The sequence below is a fragment of the Microbulbifer maximicatervae (SeqCode) genome (assembly GCF_052468295.1).
Genome location: NZ_CP174340.1, coordinates 4,470,615 through 4,489,849, shown reverse-complemented (window position 1 = coordinate 4,489,849; position 19,235 = coordinate 4,470,615). Strand labels below are relative to the sequence as shown.

Here is a 19,235-nt window from a genome sequence, read left to right as displayed (position 1 = left end):
AATCCCAGGCGGAGGTCACTGCTGCGTCTGAAGAGGAATCATCGGCGCAGAGCCCAGAGCCTTCAGCGCTAGAGCAAGAGCCCTCAGCGCTGGACAAAACGCCCTCAGACATAGAGGAAAAGTCGCCTGCCCAGGGAGAAACTTCCGCTCTGGAGGAGGCAAAGGTCCCTATCGATGTACCCACTACCCCAGCTTCTGCCCCCCAAGAGGAAAGTGCCGGCTGGGCGCAGCATACTGATGCGGCGGGCGAGCCGGAGGCCGTTGTCGAACCCTCACAGGTGGTTGCAGCAGCAGAGCCTGTAATAAAAGAAGAGGCCGAGAAGCCAGCTCCGATTCAACCCGAGCCAGCTCCAAAACCCAGAGCCAAAGAGCAGCTGAAACCGGAAGCCAAAAAGAAAGAGGGCTTCTTTGCGCGTATTCGCCGCGGCCTCAGCCGCACCAGCAACCAGTTTGTCGAGGGGATGGGAAACCTGTTCCTCGGGGCCAAGGAGATCGATGAAGATCTGCTGGAAGAACTTGAAACACAGCTGTTAATGGCAGATGTGGGAGTTGAGGCCACCAGCGAGATCGTCGAGCGCCTGACCGAACGGGTATCCCGTCGGGAACTGGCCGATGGCGATGCACTTTACAAGGCATTGCAGCAGGAGCTGGCGGACTTACTCGATAGTGTTGATGCTCCCCTGGAAATCGATATTAGCAAAAAGCCTTACGTCATCCTGGTCGTGGGCGTAAACGGTGTGGGTAAAACCACAACAATTGGCAAGCTGGCCCACCGCTTCCTCGGTGAAGGCAAGTCAGTGATGTTGGCTGCTGGTGATACATTCCGTGCCGCAGCCGTTGAGCAGCTACAGGTTTGGGGGCAGCGTCACGATGTACCGGTTGTAGCGCAGCATACCGGTGCCGATAGTGCGTCAGTTATTTTCGATGCGGTTCAGTCTGCCCAGGCGCGCGGCGTCGATGTGGTAATTGCCGATACCGCCGGGCGCCTGCACACCAAATCCAACTTGATGGAGGAGTTGTCCAAGGTGCGCCGGGTGATGGGCAAACTGGACCCCAGCGCGCCCCACGAGGTGCTGTTGGTACTGGATGCTGGCACTGGCCAAAATGCAATTAACCAGGCCTCTCAGTTCCGTGAGGCGGCCGGCGTTACTGGCTTGGTGCTGACCAAATTGGATGGTACTGCCAAAGGCGGCGTTATCTTTGCCCTGGCTCGTCGTTTCGGCATCCCGGTGCGTTTTATCGGTGTGGGTGAGCAGGCGGAAGATCTACAGCCATTCCGCGCTCGCGAGTTCGTATCCGCCCTGTTTGGCCGCGATAAGGCCTGATAGTTCGCCTAGGAAATAACAAGAACAACAGAAGCCGTGATCACTTTCGATAATGTGAACAAGCGTTACGCATCGGGGCAGGATGCCCTGGTGCGAGTCAGCCTGGAAATCCCCCGTGGCGATATGGTGTTTCTCACCGGTCACTCCGGTGCGGGTAAAAGTACTTTACTGAGACTCCTGACCGCGATTGAGCGCCCTACTAAGGGCAGTATTCTTGTCGCCGGACAGAATCTCAACCGCCTGCGCAATGGCCAGATCCCCTACTACCGCCGCAACCTGGGTATTGTCTTCCAGAATCACCAGCTGCTATTCGACCGCAGCGTTTTTGACAATATTGCCCTGCCCTTGTCTGTTGCTGGTTGCAATAAGCGAGAGGTGGGGCGTCGGGTTCGCGCAGCTCTGGATAAGGTCGGCTTGCTGCACAAGGAAAAGCAAAATCCCATTATGTTGTCTGGTGGTGAGCAGCAGCGGGTTGGGATTGCCCGCGCAGTCGTTAACAAGCCCGCGATACTGGTTGCCGATGAGCCCACCGGCAACCTGGACCCAACACTCTCGCAGGAAATCATGCAGTTATTCGCGGACTTTAACGCTGTGGGGGTTACGGTGCTGGTGGCGAGCCACGACTTGGAACTGATTGCACGGATGCGCCGACGGGTATTTACCCTACAGGCTGGCCAACTGATATACGACGGAGTTCCGAGCCGTGAAGTACACCCAAGCTAAAGCGCAACGGCAGGCCAACCCTGCCGCAGACAAACGTGTGCGCAGCACCGGCGCTGTTGTTGCACAAACAGGGTTGGGCGATCGATGGAATAGCTGGTTGGGGCACCACCGTGAGATGGCCGCCGACTCCGTCAGTCGATTTTTTAGCGCACCCATAGCCAGTGCAATGACGGCGCTGGTGATTGCTATTGCCCTGGCCCTGCCGGCGGCATTGCAATTGGGATTGTTGAATTTCCAGCGGGCGGTGGCCGGTTGGGATGGGCAGCCACAAATTTCAGTTTTTCTACACAAAGATGCGAGACAGGCTGCGGTTAATTCCCTGGCCGACAAATTGCGCAGTGATCCCGCTATCGCGGAGGTAACTTATGTCTCCCCGGAAGACGCCCTGGCAGAGTTTGAACAGGCCTCGGGGCTTGGGGATGTATTGGTTGGCCTGGATGCCAACCCCTTGCCGGCAGTGCTGTTGCTGCGGCCAAGGGATGCGAAGGACGGCGATAAACTTCAGACTTTGGTGGAGAATCTGAGAGCCCAGGCACTGACGGATTCAGTGGTCTTGGATCTTGCCTGGGTCCAGCGCCTCGCCCAGATCACCGAACTGGGACAGCGTCTCTCCGCAGGTCTAGCCCTGTTATTGGCGCTGGGGGTGGTATTGGTGGTGATCAATACTATACGGCTGCATATCGAAAGTCGCCGGGAGGAGATCCTGGTAGTAAAGCTTGTCGGCGGCACTAACGCGTTTGTGCGACGGCCGTTCCTTTACAGTGGCATTTGCTATGGACTATTTGGCGGGCTGGTGGCGTGGCTGTTGCTTGCAGGTGGTGTGGCTATGTTGTCTGGGCCAGTTGAGAGTCTGTCATCAAGTTATGGCAGCAGCTTCGAATTGAGAGGGCCGGGAGCCAGTTACTTCTTTCAATTAACGCTGGGGGCCTCCTCGCTGGGCCTATTAGGAGCCTGGCTTGCGGTAGCGCGACACACTCGCAAGATAGAACCCCTCTGACCGGTGAGTCTGATCAAGAAGGGTAAAGTGTTCTGGCAAAGGGAACCTGAGGCGTAAAAAGCCCCTCTAACTCCGCGAAATACAACAGAATACGGTAGTTGTTGGCGGGCTTTCTTATCTGCCCGTGCAAGTGCTACACTGAGTCCAGCTTGTCGCCGGATACAGTATCCGCCGGCAGCGGCCGGTAATATCGGCCGACTAATAATGACAGGAGAGACCTGAATGGGAACCAGCCTACAGCCAGTGCATACGCTGTCTCCGGGCGCCAACCTGGGAGCTTATATCCAGACCGTCAGTGGTTTTGACGTACTGACCGCTGAACAGGAAAAGCACCTGGCAGAAGACCTCTATTACCGCGAAAATCTCGATGCTGCACGCCAGCTGGTCATGTCACACCTGCGCTTTGTAGTGCATATCGCCAAATCTTATTCCGGCTACGGGCTCAATGAAGCCGACCTGATTCAGGAAGGTAATGTCGGTTTGATGAAGGCCGTCAAACGCTTCAATCCCGAAAAGGGAGTGCGCCTGGTATCCTTTGCGGTACATTGGATTAAAGCTGAAATCCACGAATTTATTCTGCGCAACTGGCGTATTGTTAAAATTGCCACCACCAAGGCGCAGCGCAAATTATTCTTCAACCTGCGCGGTCAGAAGAAAAAACTCGCCTGGTTGACCAATGCAGAAGCTAAGGCCGTCGCCAAAGACCTGAATGTGGATGTCACCCAGGTCCATGAAATGGAAGGCCGCCTGGCTGCACACGATGCGGCTTTTGATGCGGGTGTCGATGACGATGACGATACCGCCTGGCAGGCACCGGCTCACTATCTGGAAGACCGCAGTTTTGATCCGGCCGCCCAGCTTGAGCGGGATAACTGGCAGGAAACCAACTTGACCAGCCTCGCCAGTGCCATGGCACAACTGGATGATCGCAGCCGCGATATTATTCAGGCCCGCTGGCTCAGTGAGGAGAAATCCACATTGCATGAGTTGGCTGATAAGTATGGTGTTTCCGCTGAGCGAATTCGCCAGCTGGAAAAAAATGCCATGAAGAAAGTGCGTGCTGCTATGGAAGCCTAAATCGGCGTTCTGGTACACGGGTAGAAAACCGCGCAGTAGCGCGGTTTTTTTTGTCCCGCCTGTTACAGGCATACCTGTCACCACTGGGTAAAACAAAAAGGGAAGGTAATGGCCAAACTCTATCTGCTGCTGTGCGCACTCTTTGGCGCTAGTGGTGTGGCTCTGGGGGCGTTTGGGGCTCACGGCCTGCGCGGTAAAGTGGCAGAGAACCTGCTAGAGGCCTATAAAACCGGAGTCCAGTACCAGATGATCCACGCCTTGGCGCTGTTTGGTGTGGTGCTACTAATGCAAAACTGGGGAAACCGTTTATCGCTGACCCTGAGCGGCGCTCTTTTTGCTTTCGGTATTATCTTCTTCTCCGGCAGTCTCTATGCCCTGGCACTGGGAGGTCCCCGATGGCTAGGTCCAATCACCCCTCTCGGCGGGCTGATGATGATAGCAGGCTGGGTAGTCCTGTTTTTTGCCGCATTTAATTTCTCTAAGTAGCCAGCTTTACTGGGCTTACACTCAGATACCGAGCCCGAACAGAACATCAAGATATAAACCGTTTCGCATAAGAGGTCGCGAACAATGCAAGACGAATCTGCGGAAGATTTTCCCTACCGCACAGAATTTAAGAAGAAATCTATCCGCAGCTATGTGATTCGCGCGGGGCGAATGACAGAGGGGCAGCGCAATGCCTTTGACAATTATTGGGGGCAGTATGGACTCTCCCTATTTGATGGACCTCTGGATCGCCAACAGGTCTTTGGCCGCGAGGCGCCACTGGCGTTAGAGATCGGTTTCGGTATGGGGGATTCCCTCCTGGCCATGGCTGAAGCCGAGCCAGATAAGGATTTTATTGGTATTGAAGTACACCCGCCGGGCGTTGGCCGGTTGATCAATAATGCCGGCAAGGCAGGTATCAAAAACCTGCGTGTTTACATGGCCGATGCGGTCGATGTCCTAAACGATTGTATTGCCGATGGGAGCCTGGATCGTTTCCAGCTGTACTTCCCTGACCCCTGGCACAAGAAGAAGCACCACAAGCGCCGGATAGTGCAGCCGGAATTTGTTCGCCTGATTTGCAGCAAGTTAAAAACTGGCGGTCTTATGCATATGGCGACAGATTGGGAGAATTATGCCGAGCATATGCTGGAAGTATTGCAGGGTGAAAACCTGCTAGAAAATACCGCCAGTGAGGGTGATTATGTTGCCCGGCCAGAATGGCGCCCAGAGACCAAGTTTGAGCGTCGAGGGCAGAGGCTGGGGCACGGTGTTTGGGATCTGGTATACCGCAGGTTATCTGGTGAAGCGCTGCCGCTAACTACCACTGACGTAGATGCGTCAACTGTTGAAGAGTCCAAAGGCGAATAATTCGTACTGACGATCGATGTTTGCCACCGGTGCTAACATGGCACCAGTGGCATGCAACAGCCCACCTCTATTGTTAGAAAAACTCATTCCAGTTTTTCTTGGCCGCTTCCCATCGGCGCTTGTCTTCTACAACATTCAGGATGCGGATGGTGTTACTGTCATAGGACATCCAGTCCGACAGTTCAATATTATTTTGGGTGCCCGCAAAATAACGCATGCGAAAGCGGCGAATAAATTGGTTGGGAATAGCCATAAAGGCAACTTCACGTCCCTGGGTGACAGTGGAAACCTCTACGCATTGGTGGTTTCTTTTATCGAGCTCATAGATAAAACCGGTAGTGGCTAAGTCACCCTCATTTGTTCCATGCACAAAATAATACCTTTTTGGGCAATAAGTTTTGTTGTGCCAGGCAAAGCGCGCAACAATATTTGCATTGGTAGTGGTTGAGATGACTTGGTTAGATGCTCCGGTACCCAGGTGCGGATCAAAGCGGCCATTTTGATTCATCCAGGGAAAGAATCCCCCGGCTTGCCACAGCTTCTGTGGTGGGCGGGTATCGCCACGGTATAACAGCGTTGTCACTGTGTGCAGATTAAAACCACTGCGGCTAAATCGGTAATTAAATAGTGAGAAAGGGACGTCCAAATGGGCTTCGATGTTGGATATTGCTCTCCTCTCAGAGCTGAAAGCTTCACTGGCTTGTCGATACCAGCAGTAAGCTCCACCGAGTAAAGCTAAAACGGCATCTTTACGGCGTGTTATTCCATCGCTATCGAGTAGCTTGGTGGGTGTGGAGGGATCAAATCCAGTAAGCCAGGTATATAGGGTTTCCACTAGTACTTTGGCGACACGGGTAATTCTTCCGTAATCATTTGTTTGAATTTGTACTGCCTGGCTTACTAATTGGTCGATCCGGGTTAGTCCATCACTACTGCGCTTGTGATACCACTTACTGTTGCTATTGGAATTATTTTGGAAGTCCTGTGCGTACTCACGGATACTTTTGGGGACATAGCAGGTGGTTTGTATGTTTTGTGGGTGAACCAAGTTCCTAACATAGTTATCGATATTGGGTGCCAGCAAGGGTTAACTCTCCTGTCTTTATTACTGTTTTTCGCCACTAGCCGTCTATGCTTCTAGTGGTGCTGTGATTATCGAATTTTATTTCCAATAAGAACCGGATTCAGGAAGCACCGCGAAAACAAAACCGAATTATTTTTATTAATAGATATTGATGTTAATAATAATTTGGGGGGTTGATCAAGGAAGGAATCTTGGTGTTTCTAATGAGAAGGCGTGACCCTCTGCTTTCATTTCTCTATAGCCTGCCGTTTATCTTACTCTTTACAGTTTCTGAAGTCCGTGCTGATTTTGTTGGAACTTTAAACCTCTATGTTAATGGGGGTAAGCATTGGTTTGATGGCGACCGCCTACAAGGCACACCATTTCGCGGTTTTGAAATGCGAGATACCTCAGGTGTCGGTGCCGGTTTTGGCTTTAACATGACAAATCATTGGGCGATGGAAGGGGTTGTCGACTATTTCGTCGTGAGTGTTGCGGATACGCCCGAGAAAGTAGATGTGTATAACTACCGTATAGATCTCCTATATCAATTTGGAGGGCAGTTCTGCGGTAATTTTTGTTGGCAGCCCTATGTCGCGTTTGGCCTGGGTGAAATGCGTATTAATTACGACCGGCGTTACCGTAAAAAACACTGGCATCCAGATGACCCAAAGTATGTCTATGATCCGGATCATCCCTACGACCCATACTATCCCTATCCTTGGGATTGTCGTAAGAAATTCTATGTCCCTGAGGATCGGCCAGACGGCCACCATTATCCCTACCCGCCTTACCATTGTGACTGGCATGATCGGCAAAATATGGTGAATGTGGGAATGGGAATTAAATATCACCTGGGGCCCCGTTGGCAGGCCCGCGCAGATATACGGCTTTTCCAGGGGGTCGAAGAAGGTGGTGTCGATGGTTTTGCCAGCTTGGCGGTCGGCTATCAATGGCTTGAATATCCGGATTTTTGGTATGACGAAGATGCCGATGGTGTTATTGATGCCACTGATCAATGTCCGCAGACCCCAGTGGGAATCGATGTGCAATTAGATGGCTGCCCGCTGGATACAGATTTTGATGGTGTACCCAGCTATATCGATCAATGCCCAAATACACCGATTGGTATTGCAGTGGATGAATACGGTTGTATTCGTTAAGGGCAACTAAAATCGATTTCTTCAGCGGGCGGCAGAAAAGTTCTGAAGCCCGCTGAAGATATTGTTTAAAATGATTTTCTATAAAATTACTCGCTGCGAATTTCTTCGAGCTTCTCAGAAATTTCCAGCCATTCCATTTCCAGTTCTTCCATTAATTCCTGCTGCTCCGACTGCTCTTTATTAAGTCGAGCTATTTCTTCCTGCTGGCCGCCGCTATATAGCGCTTCATCGGCAAGTTTTTCCTGTACTGCGGCCAATGCCTTTTCTGCCGTAGCCATCTGTCGCTCAATATTCTTGAGTTTGTTGGTCAGGGGCTTCAGTTGTTCGCGTAGAGCGGCGGCGGCGCGCCTTTGGGCCTTCTTATCCTCAGGGGCTTTTTCCTCTGTGCCAGTAACAGTGGAGGGGCTCTCCTCTTTGCGTTTCTTTTCCCGGTTAAAGCCGAGCAGCCACTGTTTGTAGTCATCAAGGTCGCCGCTATAGGGTTCGGCGCGGCCATTGGCCACCAGAATAAATTCGTCGGCAGTATTGGCCAGTAGATGACGATCGTGGGAAACCAATATGACGGCACCGGGAAACTCCGCCAGCGCCAGGGTCAGGGCGTGGCGCATTTCCAAATCAAGGTGGTTTGTCGGTTCATCGAGAAGCAACAGGTTAGGTTTTTGCCAGGCCAGTAGTGCCAGGGCTAAACGGGCTTTTTCACCGCCGGAAAAGCCCCCTACCGTTTCGAAAACCCGATCGCCGATAAAACCGTAGCCGCCGAGAAAATCCCGCAGCGATTGCTCCGAGGCATCGGGGCTCAGCCTTTGCAGGTGCAGCAATGGGGAACCGTTGCTATCCAGTGCTTCCAGCTGATGCTGGGCGAAGTAGCCGATGGCCAAGTGTTCGCCACATTGGCGCTCGCCTCTGAGGGGGGCGAGTGTGCCAGCCAGGGTTTTGATTAGAGAGGACTTGCCCGCACCATTGGGGCCGAGCAGGCCGATACGGCGTCCCGGTTGAATACCCAGCTGAACGTTCTTTACCACTATTTTTTCGGCATAGCCGATATCCGCCTCGCGCAGGTCGATTAACGGATTAGAGGTTTTCTCTGAGGATGGCAAAGTAAAATGAAAAGGGGAATCCACATGGGCTGGGGCAATCAGAGCCATCCGGTCCAGGGCTTTCAGGCGGCTTTGTGCCTGCTTGGCCTTGCTCGCTTTGGCGCGAAAGCGCCGCACAAAGTCTTCCATATGTGCGCGTTCGGCCTGCTGTTTTTCAAACTGTATTTGCTGCTGGGCCAGGCGCTCAGCGCGAGCGCGCTCGAAGGCACTGTAATTGCCGCTGTACAAGACCAGTTTTTGCTGTTCAAAACTGACAATGCCGTCGACCACTGCATCGAGAAAGTCGCGGTCGTGGGAAATAATCAGCAGGGTACCGGGGAAGCGTTGCAGCCACTGTTCCAGCCAAAGGGTGGCATCCAGATCCAAGTGGTTGGTGGGCTCGTCCAATAGCATAAGATCTGCGGGGCACATCAGGGCACGGCCCAAATTGAGGCGAATACGCCAGCCACCTGAGAAGCTGCGAACGGGGCGCTGTTGCTCTTCGTGGGAAAAGCCGAGCCCGTCGAGGAGTTGCGCGGCGCGCGCCGGGCCACTATAGCCATCAATACTGGCCATGCGCTCGTGCAGTTCTGCCAGTTTGTGACCGTCGGTATCGCCGCTTGCTTCGGCCTCTGCCAGTTGCTTTTGCAATAGCCGCAACTCGCTATCGCCGTCTAAAACGTAATCCAGTGCTGACTGCTCACTAGCTTCTACCTCTTGAGCCATATGGGAGATACGCCAGGTGCTGGGGAGGTCTACCCGCCCTGCATCGGTTTCCAGTTGTCCAAGCAGCAGTTTGAACAGGGTTGACTTGCCACAGCCGTTGGCACCGATAATTCCCACTTTGTGGCCGGGGAAGATTCTGCAATCTGCGCTGTCAAGCAAGTCGCGCTCACCTCGGTGCAGAGAAACCCCTTGTAAATTGATCACTGGAAAAACCTCATATGGATAGGCCGATGAATGCTAGGCTATTGAACAGACCCGGACTCCACAGAGACTGGGGCACTATGCCGATCAGCAAAGGGTCGGGATTCTAACGTGACAAATACTTCACCTCCATCTTCCCCCAAGGAAAACCCCCTCTGGCAGTTCAGCTTGGACTTTTACGCCTACCAGGATGTCGAGAAGTTCCTACTCGACTGCCAGGACAGAAATGGCGCTGACGTGTGTCTTCTACTGTGGGCGAGCTATACAGCCGTTTGTGGCAAGGAAATCAGTGAAGAGGGATGGAGAGTCGCAGATCGAGGCGTTGCGCCGCGCAGGCGAATGATTCGCAGTGTGCGACACCTGCGTCGTTGGTTGGGGAGTTTGCGCCCCCATACCCAGCGGGCCTACGCACTGTGTAAACGCTATGAATTGAAGCTGGAGCAGTTACAGTTGGCTGCGCTGTGGAAAATTTATGCTGAGGACTGGCCGGGGGATCGTTCTGCACTGGAGCTAGCATCCCAGCAATATGGTTTGCAGCAAAAAGATCAGGCCCGCTGGGCGGGCCTGATCGAAAGCTACTTGGCTCACAGGGGGGCAGCGGGTTAAGCCATTGTTACACCCCTCTGGGCACCGTACTTTTCTGGGGTCGCCGGTAATACAGTCGTGAAAAGTACAGTGCTCAATTAAGCAGCACTATATTTGGCTGCGAGGAGTCCCGAGACTACTCGCCGCTGGGTTGCTCCGAAGAAAACAGGCTGTTTGCCGGAGTGCTAGGAGTAATCGTTGCTGCTGGGCGCGGAGTATCCATCGGTTTCTGCTGCTCAGCTGGAGCCATGGTTTTTGAATCGTCTTTGGGCTTCTCTACGGTTTCTGGCTTGCTGGCAGCCTTCACCTTCGGAGTTTCTGCGCTTGGCTTGACTGTTGCAGGCTTGGCTTCCGTGGAGGGTTTGCTCGCCGCTGTTTTTTTGGCAGCAGTAGTTTTAGCTGGAGCTTTCTTCGCTGGAGTTTTTTTCTCGGCAGTAGAAGCTTTCTTGGCTGGTGCTTTTTTCGCAGCAGTGGAGGCTTTCTTTGCGGGAGTTTTCTTTACAGCTTTAGTGGCAGCGGCGGTTTTTGCCGGCGCTTTCTTGGCACTAGTTTTCTTTTCTGTGGCTTTTTTTGCCACTGTCTTTTTCACTGTTTTGGTGGTGCTGGTAGTGCTTGCTTTAGTGCGGCTCTTTGCTGCGGTTGCTTTAGGAGCGGCTACTTTTTTTGAGGTGGTAGCTTTACGGGCTTTTGGCTTGGATTTACTTAGCAGTTTTTCTGCTTTTACACCGGCCTTACGTACAGCTTCGGCAGCTTTCAGCTCGGCTTTTGCCTGGGACTCAGTACCCTTTGCTTCGGCGTGTGATGCCTTTGCTTGCTGGAGTACTTCGTTATGCTTTTCTACATTGGCCTTGGCGGTTTCTACACGCTTTTGAGTGGCAGCTGTCTTTCGTGTCTTGGCTGCAGTTCTAGCGTCTACTAGTTTGGTTTTCGCTTTAGCTAATTTTTCTTTTGCGGAAGTCAGTGCTTTTCCGGCTTTTAAAACACTTTTGCCGGCATCGGTAACTTTCTTGTTACGGGCTTTGTCCAGCTTGACGGTTAGCTTGGAAATTTGTGCTTCCAGTTCTGCGACTGAATTGACAGCTCTTTGTTTGGCAGCCATGAGTAAATGTCCTGACGTTTATTATCAATTGGAACATCCGGACAGTGTACGGATCAGATCTATATGTAATAGACATATTTAAATCGGGGATCTGAACACTGTAAATTGTTCTGAAACTGAAAAGCACCTCAAACAGTCCGGAACAATAACCGGCGACTGGTCGATAATAGCGCTGTTTTTAAAAAAAATGTATGCCGTAAGCAGCGAAAATAGTGCTGTAAATGTATTTTTTTCTCGCTGGTCCCTGGAACCTTAAGGTGGAATGTGGTGTCCTGCACAGTGTGCGCGTCATCGGTATGCACTTGCAGTCGCCTTAGGTTAGACTTGAGCGGACTGGCGGAAAAGGTGCGCCTGGAGGCTAAGGGCCGAATCAGGATTACTTGATAAGCCGCCGCAGGCATTGACCCAGGGTCAAGCGCAAATCATTCAACGCAATACGGACAAAGAGACAACACCCATGAATAAATACCCTTTGGCTGCAGCAATTGCCCTTGGCCTGGCGCTGACCGGCTGTAACGAACAGGGATCTAAGCAGGAAAAAGAAGTTGCCCTGGACACCCAGGAGAAGAAGGTCAGCTACATCATTGCCGAAGATATGGCGAAGCGCCTTGAAGCTCAGGATGTGAAATTAGATCCCCAAGTGGTGATGATGGCTCTTAAGGATGTCTCCAGCGGCCATGAATCCCGTTTGACTGAAGAAGAAAAGCAGCAAACTATCGCTGCCTTCCAAGAGCAAATGCAGAAGAAGCAGCAGGAAATGCTGGCTCAGCAAGAGAAAGAATTCAAAGAAACTGCTGATAAAAACCTGCAGGAAGGAAAAGCCTTCCTCGAAGAGAATGCCAAGAAAGATGGTGTTGTTACCACTGATTCCGGCCTGCAGTACAAAGTGATTACTGAGGGTTCCGGCGGCCAGCCCAGTGAGAACAGCACTGTTGAAGTGGACTACAAGGGTACCCTGATTAATGGTGAAGAGTTTGATAGCTCTTACGCCCGTGGTGAGCCGGTCCAGTTCCCGGTTAATGGTGTCATCAAAGGTTGGACCGAAGCCTTGCAACTGATGAAAGAGGGCTCCAAGTGGGAGCTTTACATCCCCTCCGAGCTGGCATATGGCCCGGGTGGTGCAGGCGGTAAGATCGGCCCTAACGCAACGCTGATTTTTGAAGTGGAGCTGCACAAAGCCAATGTTGGCAAGGAAGATGGCGCCGAGAAAAAAGAAGAGAAAAAAGAAGAGCCCAAAAGCGAGTAATTAAATTTACTCTTTTGGATTCAATAAAGGCGCCCAATGGGCGCCTTTATTTTTTTACCCTGAAAAATCAACAGCAAAAATATTCGATTAAAGGCGCCGGCTTCCCATCGCCTTTACAGTGATGAATTCAGTTTTCTAGACCAGCTGGTTTTTATGGGCTGTGTGCAAAAGTGCGATCATTCGATCCTCGGAACTAAAGCGGGTTTCCAATGCTTCCCCCAGCTGTGACAAATCCGGGTTCAGGCTGGATAGATCGTCGGTTTCCTGGTACTTATCATTAAAATCGACAGCGACATCAGTGGTCACATCAATATCCCGATAGAGTTCCCGCGCTTGTTGCAGCCCCTGTTTATCATCAAAAGCCTGGCCTTCCAGTATGAGCTGTTCGTATACCTCAAAGTGTCCCGCAGAGACGTAGTCCACCAGCAACTGGCAAAGATGACGAACACCGTTCTCGGTCTCCGAATCCCCATCGTTAAATTCTTTCTTCTCAGATAGATGGTAGTAACTTACCAGCAGGATTTGTCGGGACTGTAGCCAGCGGTCAATGATTTCACTGACGCCACCCCAGCGCTCGCGCGCAGATTTACAATTTTCCAGCATCTCCAAGAATCCTTTGGTTACTGTTGCCGTGATAGCCAGCTTTATTGCTGATCCCGAAGGCCCTAAGAAGATAGGAGATTCCCCCGCCGACGGCAAGGTGCAGAGTGTGATCTACGCCAGAATACAACGATGCCTGCGGCGATCTTCGGTGGAGCAAATCTAGGGTGTTTTATCCACTGATAATGAGCGGCAAAATCAGCGCTGTGAGCGCACCGCAGGTGCCCATCGCCAACGCTGCACAGGCGCCGCACAGGGCGCTGATTTCTAATGCTCGTGCGGTCCCCACCGCGTGGGCATTGATGCCGAGTACGATACCGACAATGCGCTCATCGTGAATATTGAGCCTACTCATTAGAGCTGGGCCAGCGATAGCACCGACCACCCCGGTCAAGACCACAATAGCTGCAGTGAGGCTGAGAGAAGCGTGGATTGTTTCCGCCAGGGCCAATGCGATGGGTGTGGTAATAGATTTGCCGCTCAACGCCAGTAGTACTGACTTGCCCGCGCCAAATACCAAGGCGATTAATACCGCTATAACTGGGGCCAAAATCGCACCCACAAAAATAGTGACAAGTAGCGGCCAGCCGGCTTTGCGGATAATCACTAGATTTTGTTTGAGAGGGACAGCCAGGGCAACAACTGCTGGCCCTAGCAAGCTGTACAGTAATGCACTGGAGCCCTGGTAACTCTCATAGGGGATATGGAGAACACTCAATGTTATTGCGGTCAAAATGCTAGCGCTGATGATAGGGTGCAGCAGAACAGTCTTGTAGCGCCGGTAAAGGGTAACGCCGACAAGAAAAGCGATGACATTCAAGGGCAATACAAAGATTGGGCTCGCCAGAAATTCATTCACTCCCCATTACCCCCAGAGCGAATCAGCAATTTCTTTAGTAGCTGTGCGCAAATAGCGATACTGATCAGTGTGCCAATCACAATAGCGGTGATTAAGGCTAGCCAGTCGGATAGAGTCAGGCCCTGGAAAAAAAATACCCCGACAGCCGCCGGTAGCAACAACAGCGGCAATAGGTAAAGCAGTTGTGAGCTGACTTTGGCAAGGCCTGCGGGAGCCCCACCATTGAACACGAGAATCACCAGTAGCATCAGCATCCCTATGACAGATCCCGGAATGGGTAGTGACAGGCTTGAGCTGGTGAAATTGCCCAGCCAGGTACAGGCAACCAGAATGGCAGCTCCCCCCAGCCAACGGAGTATGTTGTGCAGCGTGGATTTTGACATGTAGGAGATGGCGGCCGGTAAAGCCGCCGGAGATTGTTAAGCTCTGCGGAATGCTTGCCAGCCACCGAACAGGATCAGACCGGCAAAACCGATAGCGGCCCAACCGGGGATACTCAGGCCCATCATGGTCCACTGTACTTCAGCACAATTGCCATCGCCGCTCAGCAGTGCCTTGAGCACATCGGCCATCGGGAAAACTTCAATCATATAGCTGACGCTTGGACCACAGGCCGGCACTTGGTCTTCCGGCAGGCTTTGCAGCCACAGTTGGCGACCGGCAAAGTAGAGACCGCCCATTGCCCACAGGGATACCAGCAGGCCGTAGACACGACGGCCAATGGTGGCAGGGTTATGCAGGAATGCGATCAACGAAACTACGCCAACACCCAATAGCATTACCCGCTGGGTAATACACAATTTGCAAGGCTCCAGCCCCTGCACGTACTCGAGATAAAAGGCGGAGCCGAGTAAAAAGGCCACCATTAGGAAGACCAGCAGAAAAGTGATGCGCGGGTTGGGTAAGGTCATGGTAATTCGGGTCCTGAATAGTGCTGTCGAAAGCGGTTCGCTTCGAGATTCAAGTCGGTTAATAGTTTATTGAAATTGCTTTCCAGTTTGTTCCGCCCGGCGATAAGTTCAGGCAGTAGCTCCTGCAGTGCTACCGGGCGGCGTAACCGCTGCCCAACCCGCTCCAGGGTCAGCTCGATTACCCGCTCCTCACGGTAACTTTGCAGCAGTTTAATTTGCTCGGCGCGCTCAATAAATGCCATTGCGCGTGGCGGAATATACCGGCTGTCGAAATGAAAGTCTCTCCAACAGCGCCGGCAAAACTCATCCAGCGCTTCAGGGTGCCACTGCTGCCAGTTTTCTGCCAACAGGTGATCAAACCATATATCCAGTGCGATACCGGCATAGCGACGCCAGCGCGGGTCCAGTTGTGACAGGGCGTCCCGGTAGGCCGGGTGAGCATCGGTGATGGCATCAATGCGACGGTGCAGGCGAATACCATGCTCAATATCCGTTGGCCAACTGTCATCCAGGGGACCTTTAACAAAGTCCCCCAGGAGCCCGCCCAGTCGCCAGCGCGGATTGGGCCCGGACAGTAACAGGTGTGCCAGATAGTTCATAAGCCTCGCTCAGGCTGCGGCACTGTATCAGCCGCTAGTCCTGGCAGCAGTTGTATTGGGCATAGTAACGGCTCAGGAATGTTTCAAAAGTACCGCTATCCTGCGCTTCAATTTCTTTTTGCTTGAGCAGTGAGGTTTCTGCCTGTTGTAAGAAGTCTTGCAGATAGTCGCTGTCCAGAGGGCGCTCCAGGAAGTAGCGGCGGTGCTGTTCGGCTTTATCCATAGCCCACTGGGAAAAGGTAATGTTTTGTTCGCGCATCTCTGCCAGTATCTGCTGTGCCGGTGTGAGGATATCCCCTTTCACCTTGGCCTTCTGCACGCCCACTGAGCCGCGGTATTGCGAGCCGCCCCAGGCGTTATCCAGCAGTTCTGCCACTGAGTCGACCTCTTCCAATAATTGGGTGGCCCAGTCGCTCAGTTTACGCTCGCCACCGTTATCCAGCAGTGTTAGTTCCGGTTCGTGACCCCGGTAGACGATACGCTGTTGGTTCTCCTGGGTACTGCGGTAATCGGCATCACTGGTTTTGGGGCTGTCAGTGAGCAGGCAGTGCAGCAGGAAGCTATCGAGAAAGCGCATCTGCTGGGCGTCAATTCCCAGGGGGGCGAAGGGGTTCAGGTCGAGACAGCGCACTTCAACATATTCAACACCGCGATTATCCAGGGCAGACAGCGCTGTTTCGCCGCGTTTGGCGGGGTTTTTGGGACGGATCGGTGAGTAAAACTCATTCTCGATTTGCAGTATGCCTGTGGACAATTGCTGGTAGTCGCCGCCTTTATTTTTTACCCCCATTTCCTGGTAGGGGCCGTAGGAACTGCTGATCGCTGAACAGAGCGTCGATAAATAGCTGCGCAGGTCGTTGTAGCAAACCACCAGTGACTGCTGCACGTTGCTGTTGTAGCCCAGGTCGCCCATACGCAGGGACGTAGCGTGGGGCACGTGCAGAGTGTGGTCATCCCCATTGAAGGGCTCAAGACTGTGCTCGCGGCCATCGACAAAAGAAGCGCATACCGCAGGTGCGGCGCCAAACAGGTAAATCAGCAACCAGTAATTGCGGCGGAAATTGCGAATTAGATCGAAGTAGCGACGGGTTTTAAAACTCTTTAAATCCTCACTGCTGCCCTCGATTTCATGCAGCCACAGCCAGAACTCTTCAGGAAGCGAAAAGTTGTAGTGGATACCGGCAATGGTCTGCATGGCTCGGCCGTAGCGCAGCCCCAGGCCCAGCCGGTAAATAGTTTTCATTGTGCCGCTGTGAGAGCTGCCGTAGCGGGCAACGGGAATATCTTTATCTTCGCCAATCGCACAGGGCATGCTGTTAACCCACAGGCGCTCGTCACCGATCTGGTTGTAGGTGTAGCGGTGGATACGGTCCAAGACCTGTAACGCTTCCTCTGGGGTTGCTACTGGTGGCGTAATAAATTCCAGTAGGGCCTCAGAGAAGTCGGTAGTAATACTTTCATGGGTAAGTGCGGAGCCCAGTGCTGTGGTATGCGGCGTTTGCGCAAGGGCACCATCGGGAGCGACACGCAGGCTCTCTTTCTCGACACCGCGGAGGATGCCTTTGAGCAGTTGGGCTGGTTTGGCTTGCGATAGCGCGGCCAGGTGGGAAATGGGCACTCGAATCTCCTTGGTACTACCGGAACGCTTCTTTATCGCTGCCATCTCGGGCGACTCTCTGTGCCGGTGCTGAATGTTCTGGCGCTCAGGCGGCGGATTCAGATTTGTTTTCGTCAGGCTGTGCGGGCGTTTCAGCGGGCGCTGGTTCCGGGGCAACCTCAGGCGCTTCTTCCGGTGCGACTTCAGGCGCAGGCTGGGGTTCTATCTCCGGGTTGGCCTGCTCTGGCAGTTCCTCAGGTGTTGAGGGGGTGATTTCAGGGTCACCCTGACTCACATCACTGGATACCGGTGCCAGAGCTTCCTCGGGGATCTGGGGCTGCCCCTTAATGCTGAGTTCGCACAGTAGCAATTCAATGCGTAGGCTCACGTTGCGAGTATTAGCCTCGAACATCTGGTTGATAGCGACGTCTTTATGCTCGCTGCGAAACAGTTTGTTCGGCTCGCGGCCATCGGTCCATTCGCCGCTTTTACTCAGGAACTGCTGGTGCTGATTGGTCAGCACGTACACATGACTCATTATGTTGGGCAACTTTGATGCTGTGACAGAAAGGCAGTTTAGCGACGGGGGCTTTATGGCTCAAGAACTCCGTTAGAGCGAAAGCGGTAAATGCCTGCTCTAACGGGTTAAGTGAGGAAATCTGTGATCTTTACAGGGTTTCCAGGGGATAGTTGTCTGGGTAGGGCAGGCGCGCACAGCCACTGTCTACGGCTGCTCGAGCTACGGCCGAAGCCACCTCAGGCAGTAAACGCGGGTCGGTTGGCTTGGGCAGGATATAGTTGGGCCCGAAGCTGAGCTCGATACCGCCATAACCGTCGCGCACTGAATCCGGTACCGGCAGGTGGGCAATTTTGCGGATCGCCTCGATCGCTGCCAGCTTCATCTCTTCATTAATGCGCGCAGCGCGAACATCCAGGGCACCCCGGAAAATAAACGGGAAGCAGAGGACGTTGTTAACCTGGTTTGGGTAGTCGGAACGGCCTGTGGCCATAATCAGGTCGTCGCGCACACTGTGAGCCAGCTCGGGCTTAATCTCCGGGTTGGGGTTAGAGCAGGCGAAGACCACCGGTTTTGGGGCCATGCGCTGTAGCTGCTCGGCGGAGAGCAGGTCCGGGCCGGATACCCCGAGGAATACATCCGCACCGGCGATGGCATCGTCGAGGGTGCGCATATCGGTATCCCGCGCCCACTCACCTTTGTAGGCATTGATATCCGTTCGACCCGAGTGGATAACCCCACGGCTGTCGAGCATGGTGATCTGCTCTTTGCGCGCTCCGGCAGCCAGCAGCAGTTTGCAGCAGGCGGTCGCAGCGGCACCTGCGCCCAGGCAGACCATATGCACTTCACTAATTTTCTTACCCTGAATCTCCAGAGCATTGAGCATACCGGCAACGGTCACAATGGCGGTGCCGTGCTGATCGTCGTGAAAAACCGGTACCGGGCAGCGCTCGATTAGGGTCTCTTCAATATGGAAGCACTCTGGCGCCTTAATATCTTCGAGGTTGATACCGCCGAAGGTGTTGGCGATTGAGGCCACGGTCTGAATAAACTGCTCCGGGCTGCTGGCATCAACTTCGATATCTACTGAGTTGATATCGGCAAAGCGTTTAAACAGCAGTGACTTGCCTTCCATCACGGGTTTTGAGGCCAGCGGGCCCAGATTGCCGAGACCGAGAATGGCACTGCCATTGGAAATGACTGCTACCAGATTACCTTTGCCGGTGTATCGATAGGCTGCTTCTGGGTCCTTGGCAATTTCTCGCACCGGTTCGGCAACGCCGGGGCTGTAAGCCAGGGACAGGTCTTCCTGGGTTTCGGCAGGGGTCGTCAGTTCTACTGAAAGTTTGCCGGGACTGGGGAGCGCGTGGTAATCGAGCGCTGCCTGGCGCAATGAATCCGTCATTTGGGGGCTTATCTCTCGAATACTGTGGGCAACACTTAAGTGTTATCCCGGTTACTGCGGGGGCCAGAGAATAACCGAGGGAAGCTTGGCGCTACAAGCGTGAAAATCTG

At 53.2% G+C, this 19,235-nt stretch carries 20 protein-coding genes; 9 read left to right on the top strand and 11 right to left on the bottom strand.

The annotated features are described in order from the left end of the window. Window positions 1-374: 374 nt before the first annotated feature. The 6 genes from ftsY to trmB all read left to right on the top strand — a co-directional run bounded on the left by ftsY (window position 375) and on the right by trmB (window position 5,478). Window positions 375-1,325, top strand: coding sequence for a signal recognition particle-docking protein FtsY (gene ftsY / locus ACJJIQ_RS19925; protein WP_282934620.1), 951 nt, complete (start codon window positions 375-377; stop codon window positions 1,323-1,325). Window positions 1,326-1,361: 36 nt separating this feature from the next. After that, entirely contained in the window at window positions 1,362-2,048 is a 687-nt protein-coding gene (gene ftsE, locus ACJJIQ_RS19920) for a cell division ATP-binding protein FtsE (protein WP_445362833.1), read from the top strand. Beyond that, complete coding sequence (gene ftsX, locus ACJJIQ_RS19915; protein ID WP_445362832.1) at window positions 2,029-3,045, top strand: permease-like cell division protein FtsX; 1,017 nt, start codon at window positions 2,029-2,031, stop codon at window positions 3,043-3,045. Before ftsE ends, ftsX begins: the two co-directional genes overlap by 20 nt. 222 nt (window positions 3,046-3,267) lie before the next feature. Further along, a complete protein-coding gene (rpoH, locus tag ACJJIQ_RS19910; RefSeq protein ID WP_282930650.1) occupies window positions 3,268-4,122 on the top strand; it encodes an RNA polymerase sigma factor RpoH in 855 nt (284 codons plus the stop codon). A 108-nt stretch (window positions 4,123-4,230) separates the two neighbouring features. Continuing rightward, window positions 4,231-4,608, top strand: coding sequence for a DUF423 domain-containing protein (locus ACJJIQ_RS19905; protein ID WP_445362831.1), 378 nt, complete (start codon window positions 4,231-4,233; stop codon window positions 4,606-4,608). A gap of 84 nt (window positions 4,609-4,692) precedes the next feature. Continuing rightward, a complete protein-coding gene (gene trmB, locus ACJJIQ_RS19900) occupies window positions 4,693-5,478 on the top strand; it encodes a tRNA (guanosine(46)-N7)-methyltransferase TrmB (protein WP_445362830.1) in 786 nt (261 codons plus the stop codon). Between the two features lie 73 nt (window positions 5,479-5,551). Here trmB and ACJJIQ_RS19895 read toward each other — a convergent pair whose 3' ends face one another. Beyond that, a complete protein-coding gene (locus ACJJIQ_RS19895; protein ID WP_445362829.1) occupies window positions 5,552-6,562 on the bottom strand; it encodes a hypothetical protein in 1,011 nt (336 codons plus the stop codon). 203 nt (window positions 6,563-6,765) lie between these two features. On the opposite strand from ACJJIQ_RS19895, the gene ACJJIQ_RS19890 reads away from it, so the two are divergent. Next, window positions 6,766-7,704 (top strand): outer membrane beta-barrel protein, encoded by a 939-nt coding sequence (locus ACJJIQ_RS19890; RefSeq protein WP_282930654.1) that lies wholly within the window; start codon window positions 6,766-6,768, stop codon window positions 7,702-7,704. Between the two features lie 86 nt (window positions 7,705-7,790). Here ACJJIQ_RS19890 and ACJJIQ_RS19885 read toward each other — a convergent pair whose 3' ends face one another. Further along, window positions 7,791-9,710, bottom strand: a complete 1,920-nt coding sequence (locus ACJJIQ_RS19885) for an ATP-binding cassette domain-containing protein (RefSeq protein WP_445362828.1) — start codon at window positions 9,708-9,710, stop codon at window positions 7,791-7,793. 108 nt (window positions 9,711-9,818) lie between these two features. On the opposite strand from ACJJIQ_RS19885, the gene ACJJIQ_RS19880 reads away from it, so the two are divergent. Continuing rightward, entirely contained in the window at window positions 9,819-10,313 is a 495-nt protein-coding gene (locus ACJJIQ_RS19880; protein ID WP_413663807.1) for a TIGR02444 family protein, read from the top strand. 115 nt (window positions 10,314-10,428) lie between these two features. Here ACJJIQ_RS19880 and ACJJIQ_RS19875 read toward each other — a convergent pair whose 3' ends face one another. Then, the gene (locus tag ACJJIQ_RS19875) at window positions 10,429-11,391 is read right to left on the bottom strand and encodes a histidine kinase (RefSeq protein ID WP_445362827.1); all 963 of its coding nucleotides are present in this window, start codon (window positions 11,389-11,391) and stop codon (window positions 10,429-10,431) included. A gap of 457 nt (window positions 11,392-11,848) precedes the next feature. On the opposite strand from ACJJIQ_RS19875, the gene bamJ reads away from it, so the two are divergent. Next, a complete protein-coding gene (bamJ, locus tag ACJJIQ_RS19870) occupies window positions 11,849-12,637 on the top strand; it encodes an FKBP-type peptidyl-prolyl cis-trans isomerase (RefSeq protein WP_444906864.1) in 789 nt (262 codons plus the stop codon). A 135-nt stretch (window positions 12,638-12,772) separates the two neighbouring features. Here the strand turns inward: bamJ and rsd are convergent, their stop codons facing one another. The 8 genes from rsd to ACJJIQ_RS19830 all read right to left on the bottom strand — a co-directional run bounded on the left by rsd (window position 12,773) and on the right by ACJJIQ_RS19830 (window position 19,125). Continuing rightward, complete coding sequence (gene rsd / locus ACJJIQ_RS19865) at window positions 12,773-13,240, bottom strand: sigma D regulator (RefSeq protein ID WP_413663804.1); 468 nt, start codon at window positions 13,238-13,240, stop codon at window positions 12,773-12,775. 169 nt (window positions 13,241-13,409) lie between these two features. Then, complete coding sequence (locus ACJJIQ_RS19860; RefSeq protein ID WP_444934488.1) at window positions 13,410-14,096, bottom strand: LrgB family protein; 687 nt, start codon at window positions 14,094-14,096, stop codon at window positions 13,410-13,412. Beyond that, window positions 14,093-14,479 carry a CidA/LrgA family protein gene (locus ACJJIQ_RS19855; protein WP_445362826.1) on the bottom strand — a complete coding sequence of 129 codons (387 nt, stop codon included), beginning with the start codon at window positions 14,477-14,479 and terminating at the stop codon, window positions 14,093-14,095. The genes ACJJIQ_RS19860 and ACJJIQ_RS19855 overlap by 4 nt, the downstream gene beginning before the upstream one ends. A 36-nt stretch (window positions 14,480-14,515) precedes the next feature. Next, window positions 14,516-15,007 carry a disulfide bond formation protein B gene (locus ACJJIQ_RS19850; protein ID WP_282930663.1) on the bottom strand — a complete coding sequence of 164 codons (492 nt, stop codon included), beginning with the start codon at window positions 15,005-15,007 and terminating at the stop codon, window positions 14,516-14,518. Further along, a complete protein-coding gene (locus ACJJIQ_RS19845) occupies window positions 15,004-15,606 on the bottom strand; it encodes an acyl carrier protein phosphodiesterase (RefSeq protein WP_444892361.1) in 603 nt (200 codons plus the stop codon). The genes ACJJIQ_RS19850 and ACJJIQ_RS19845 overlap by 4 nt, the downstream gene beginning before the upstream one ends. A gap of 34 nt (window positions 15,607-15,640) precedes the next feature. After that, window positions 15,641-17,269, bottom strand: coding sequence for a glutamate--cysteine ligase (gshA, locus tag ACJJIQ_RS19840; RefSeq protein WP_444926266.1), 1,629 nt, complete (start codon window positions 17,267-17,269; stop codon window positions 15,641-15,643). A gap of 40 nt (window positions 17,270-17,309) precedes the next feature. Continuing rightward, window positions 17,310-17,741 carry a hypothetical protein gene (locus ACJJIQ_RS19835; RefSeq protein WP_445362825.1) on the bottom strand — a complete coding sequence of 144 codons (432 nt, stop codon included), beginning with the start codon at window positions 17,739-17,741 and terminating at the stop codon, window positions 17,310-17,312. A gap of 130 nt (window positions 17,742-17,871) precedes the next feature. Continuing rightward, window positions 17,872-19,125, bottom strand: a complete 1,254-nt coding sequence (locus tag ACJJIQ_RS19830; RefSeq protein ID WP_445362824.1) for a malic enzyme-like NAD(P)-binding protein — start codon at window positions 19,123-19,125, stop codon at window positions 17,872-17,874. Window positions 19,126-19,235: the final 110 nt, after the last annotated feature.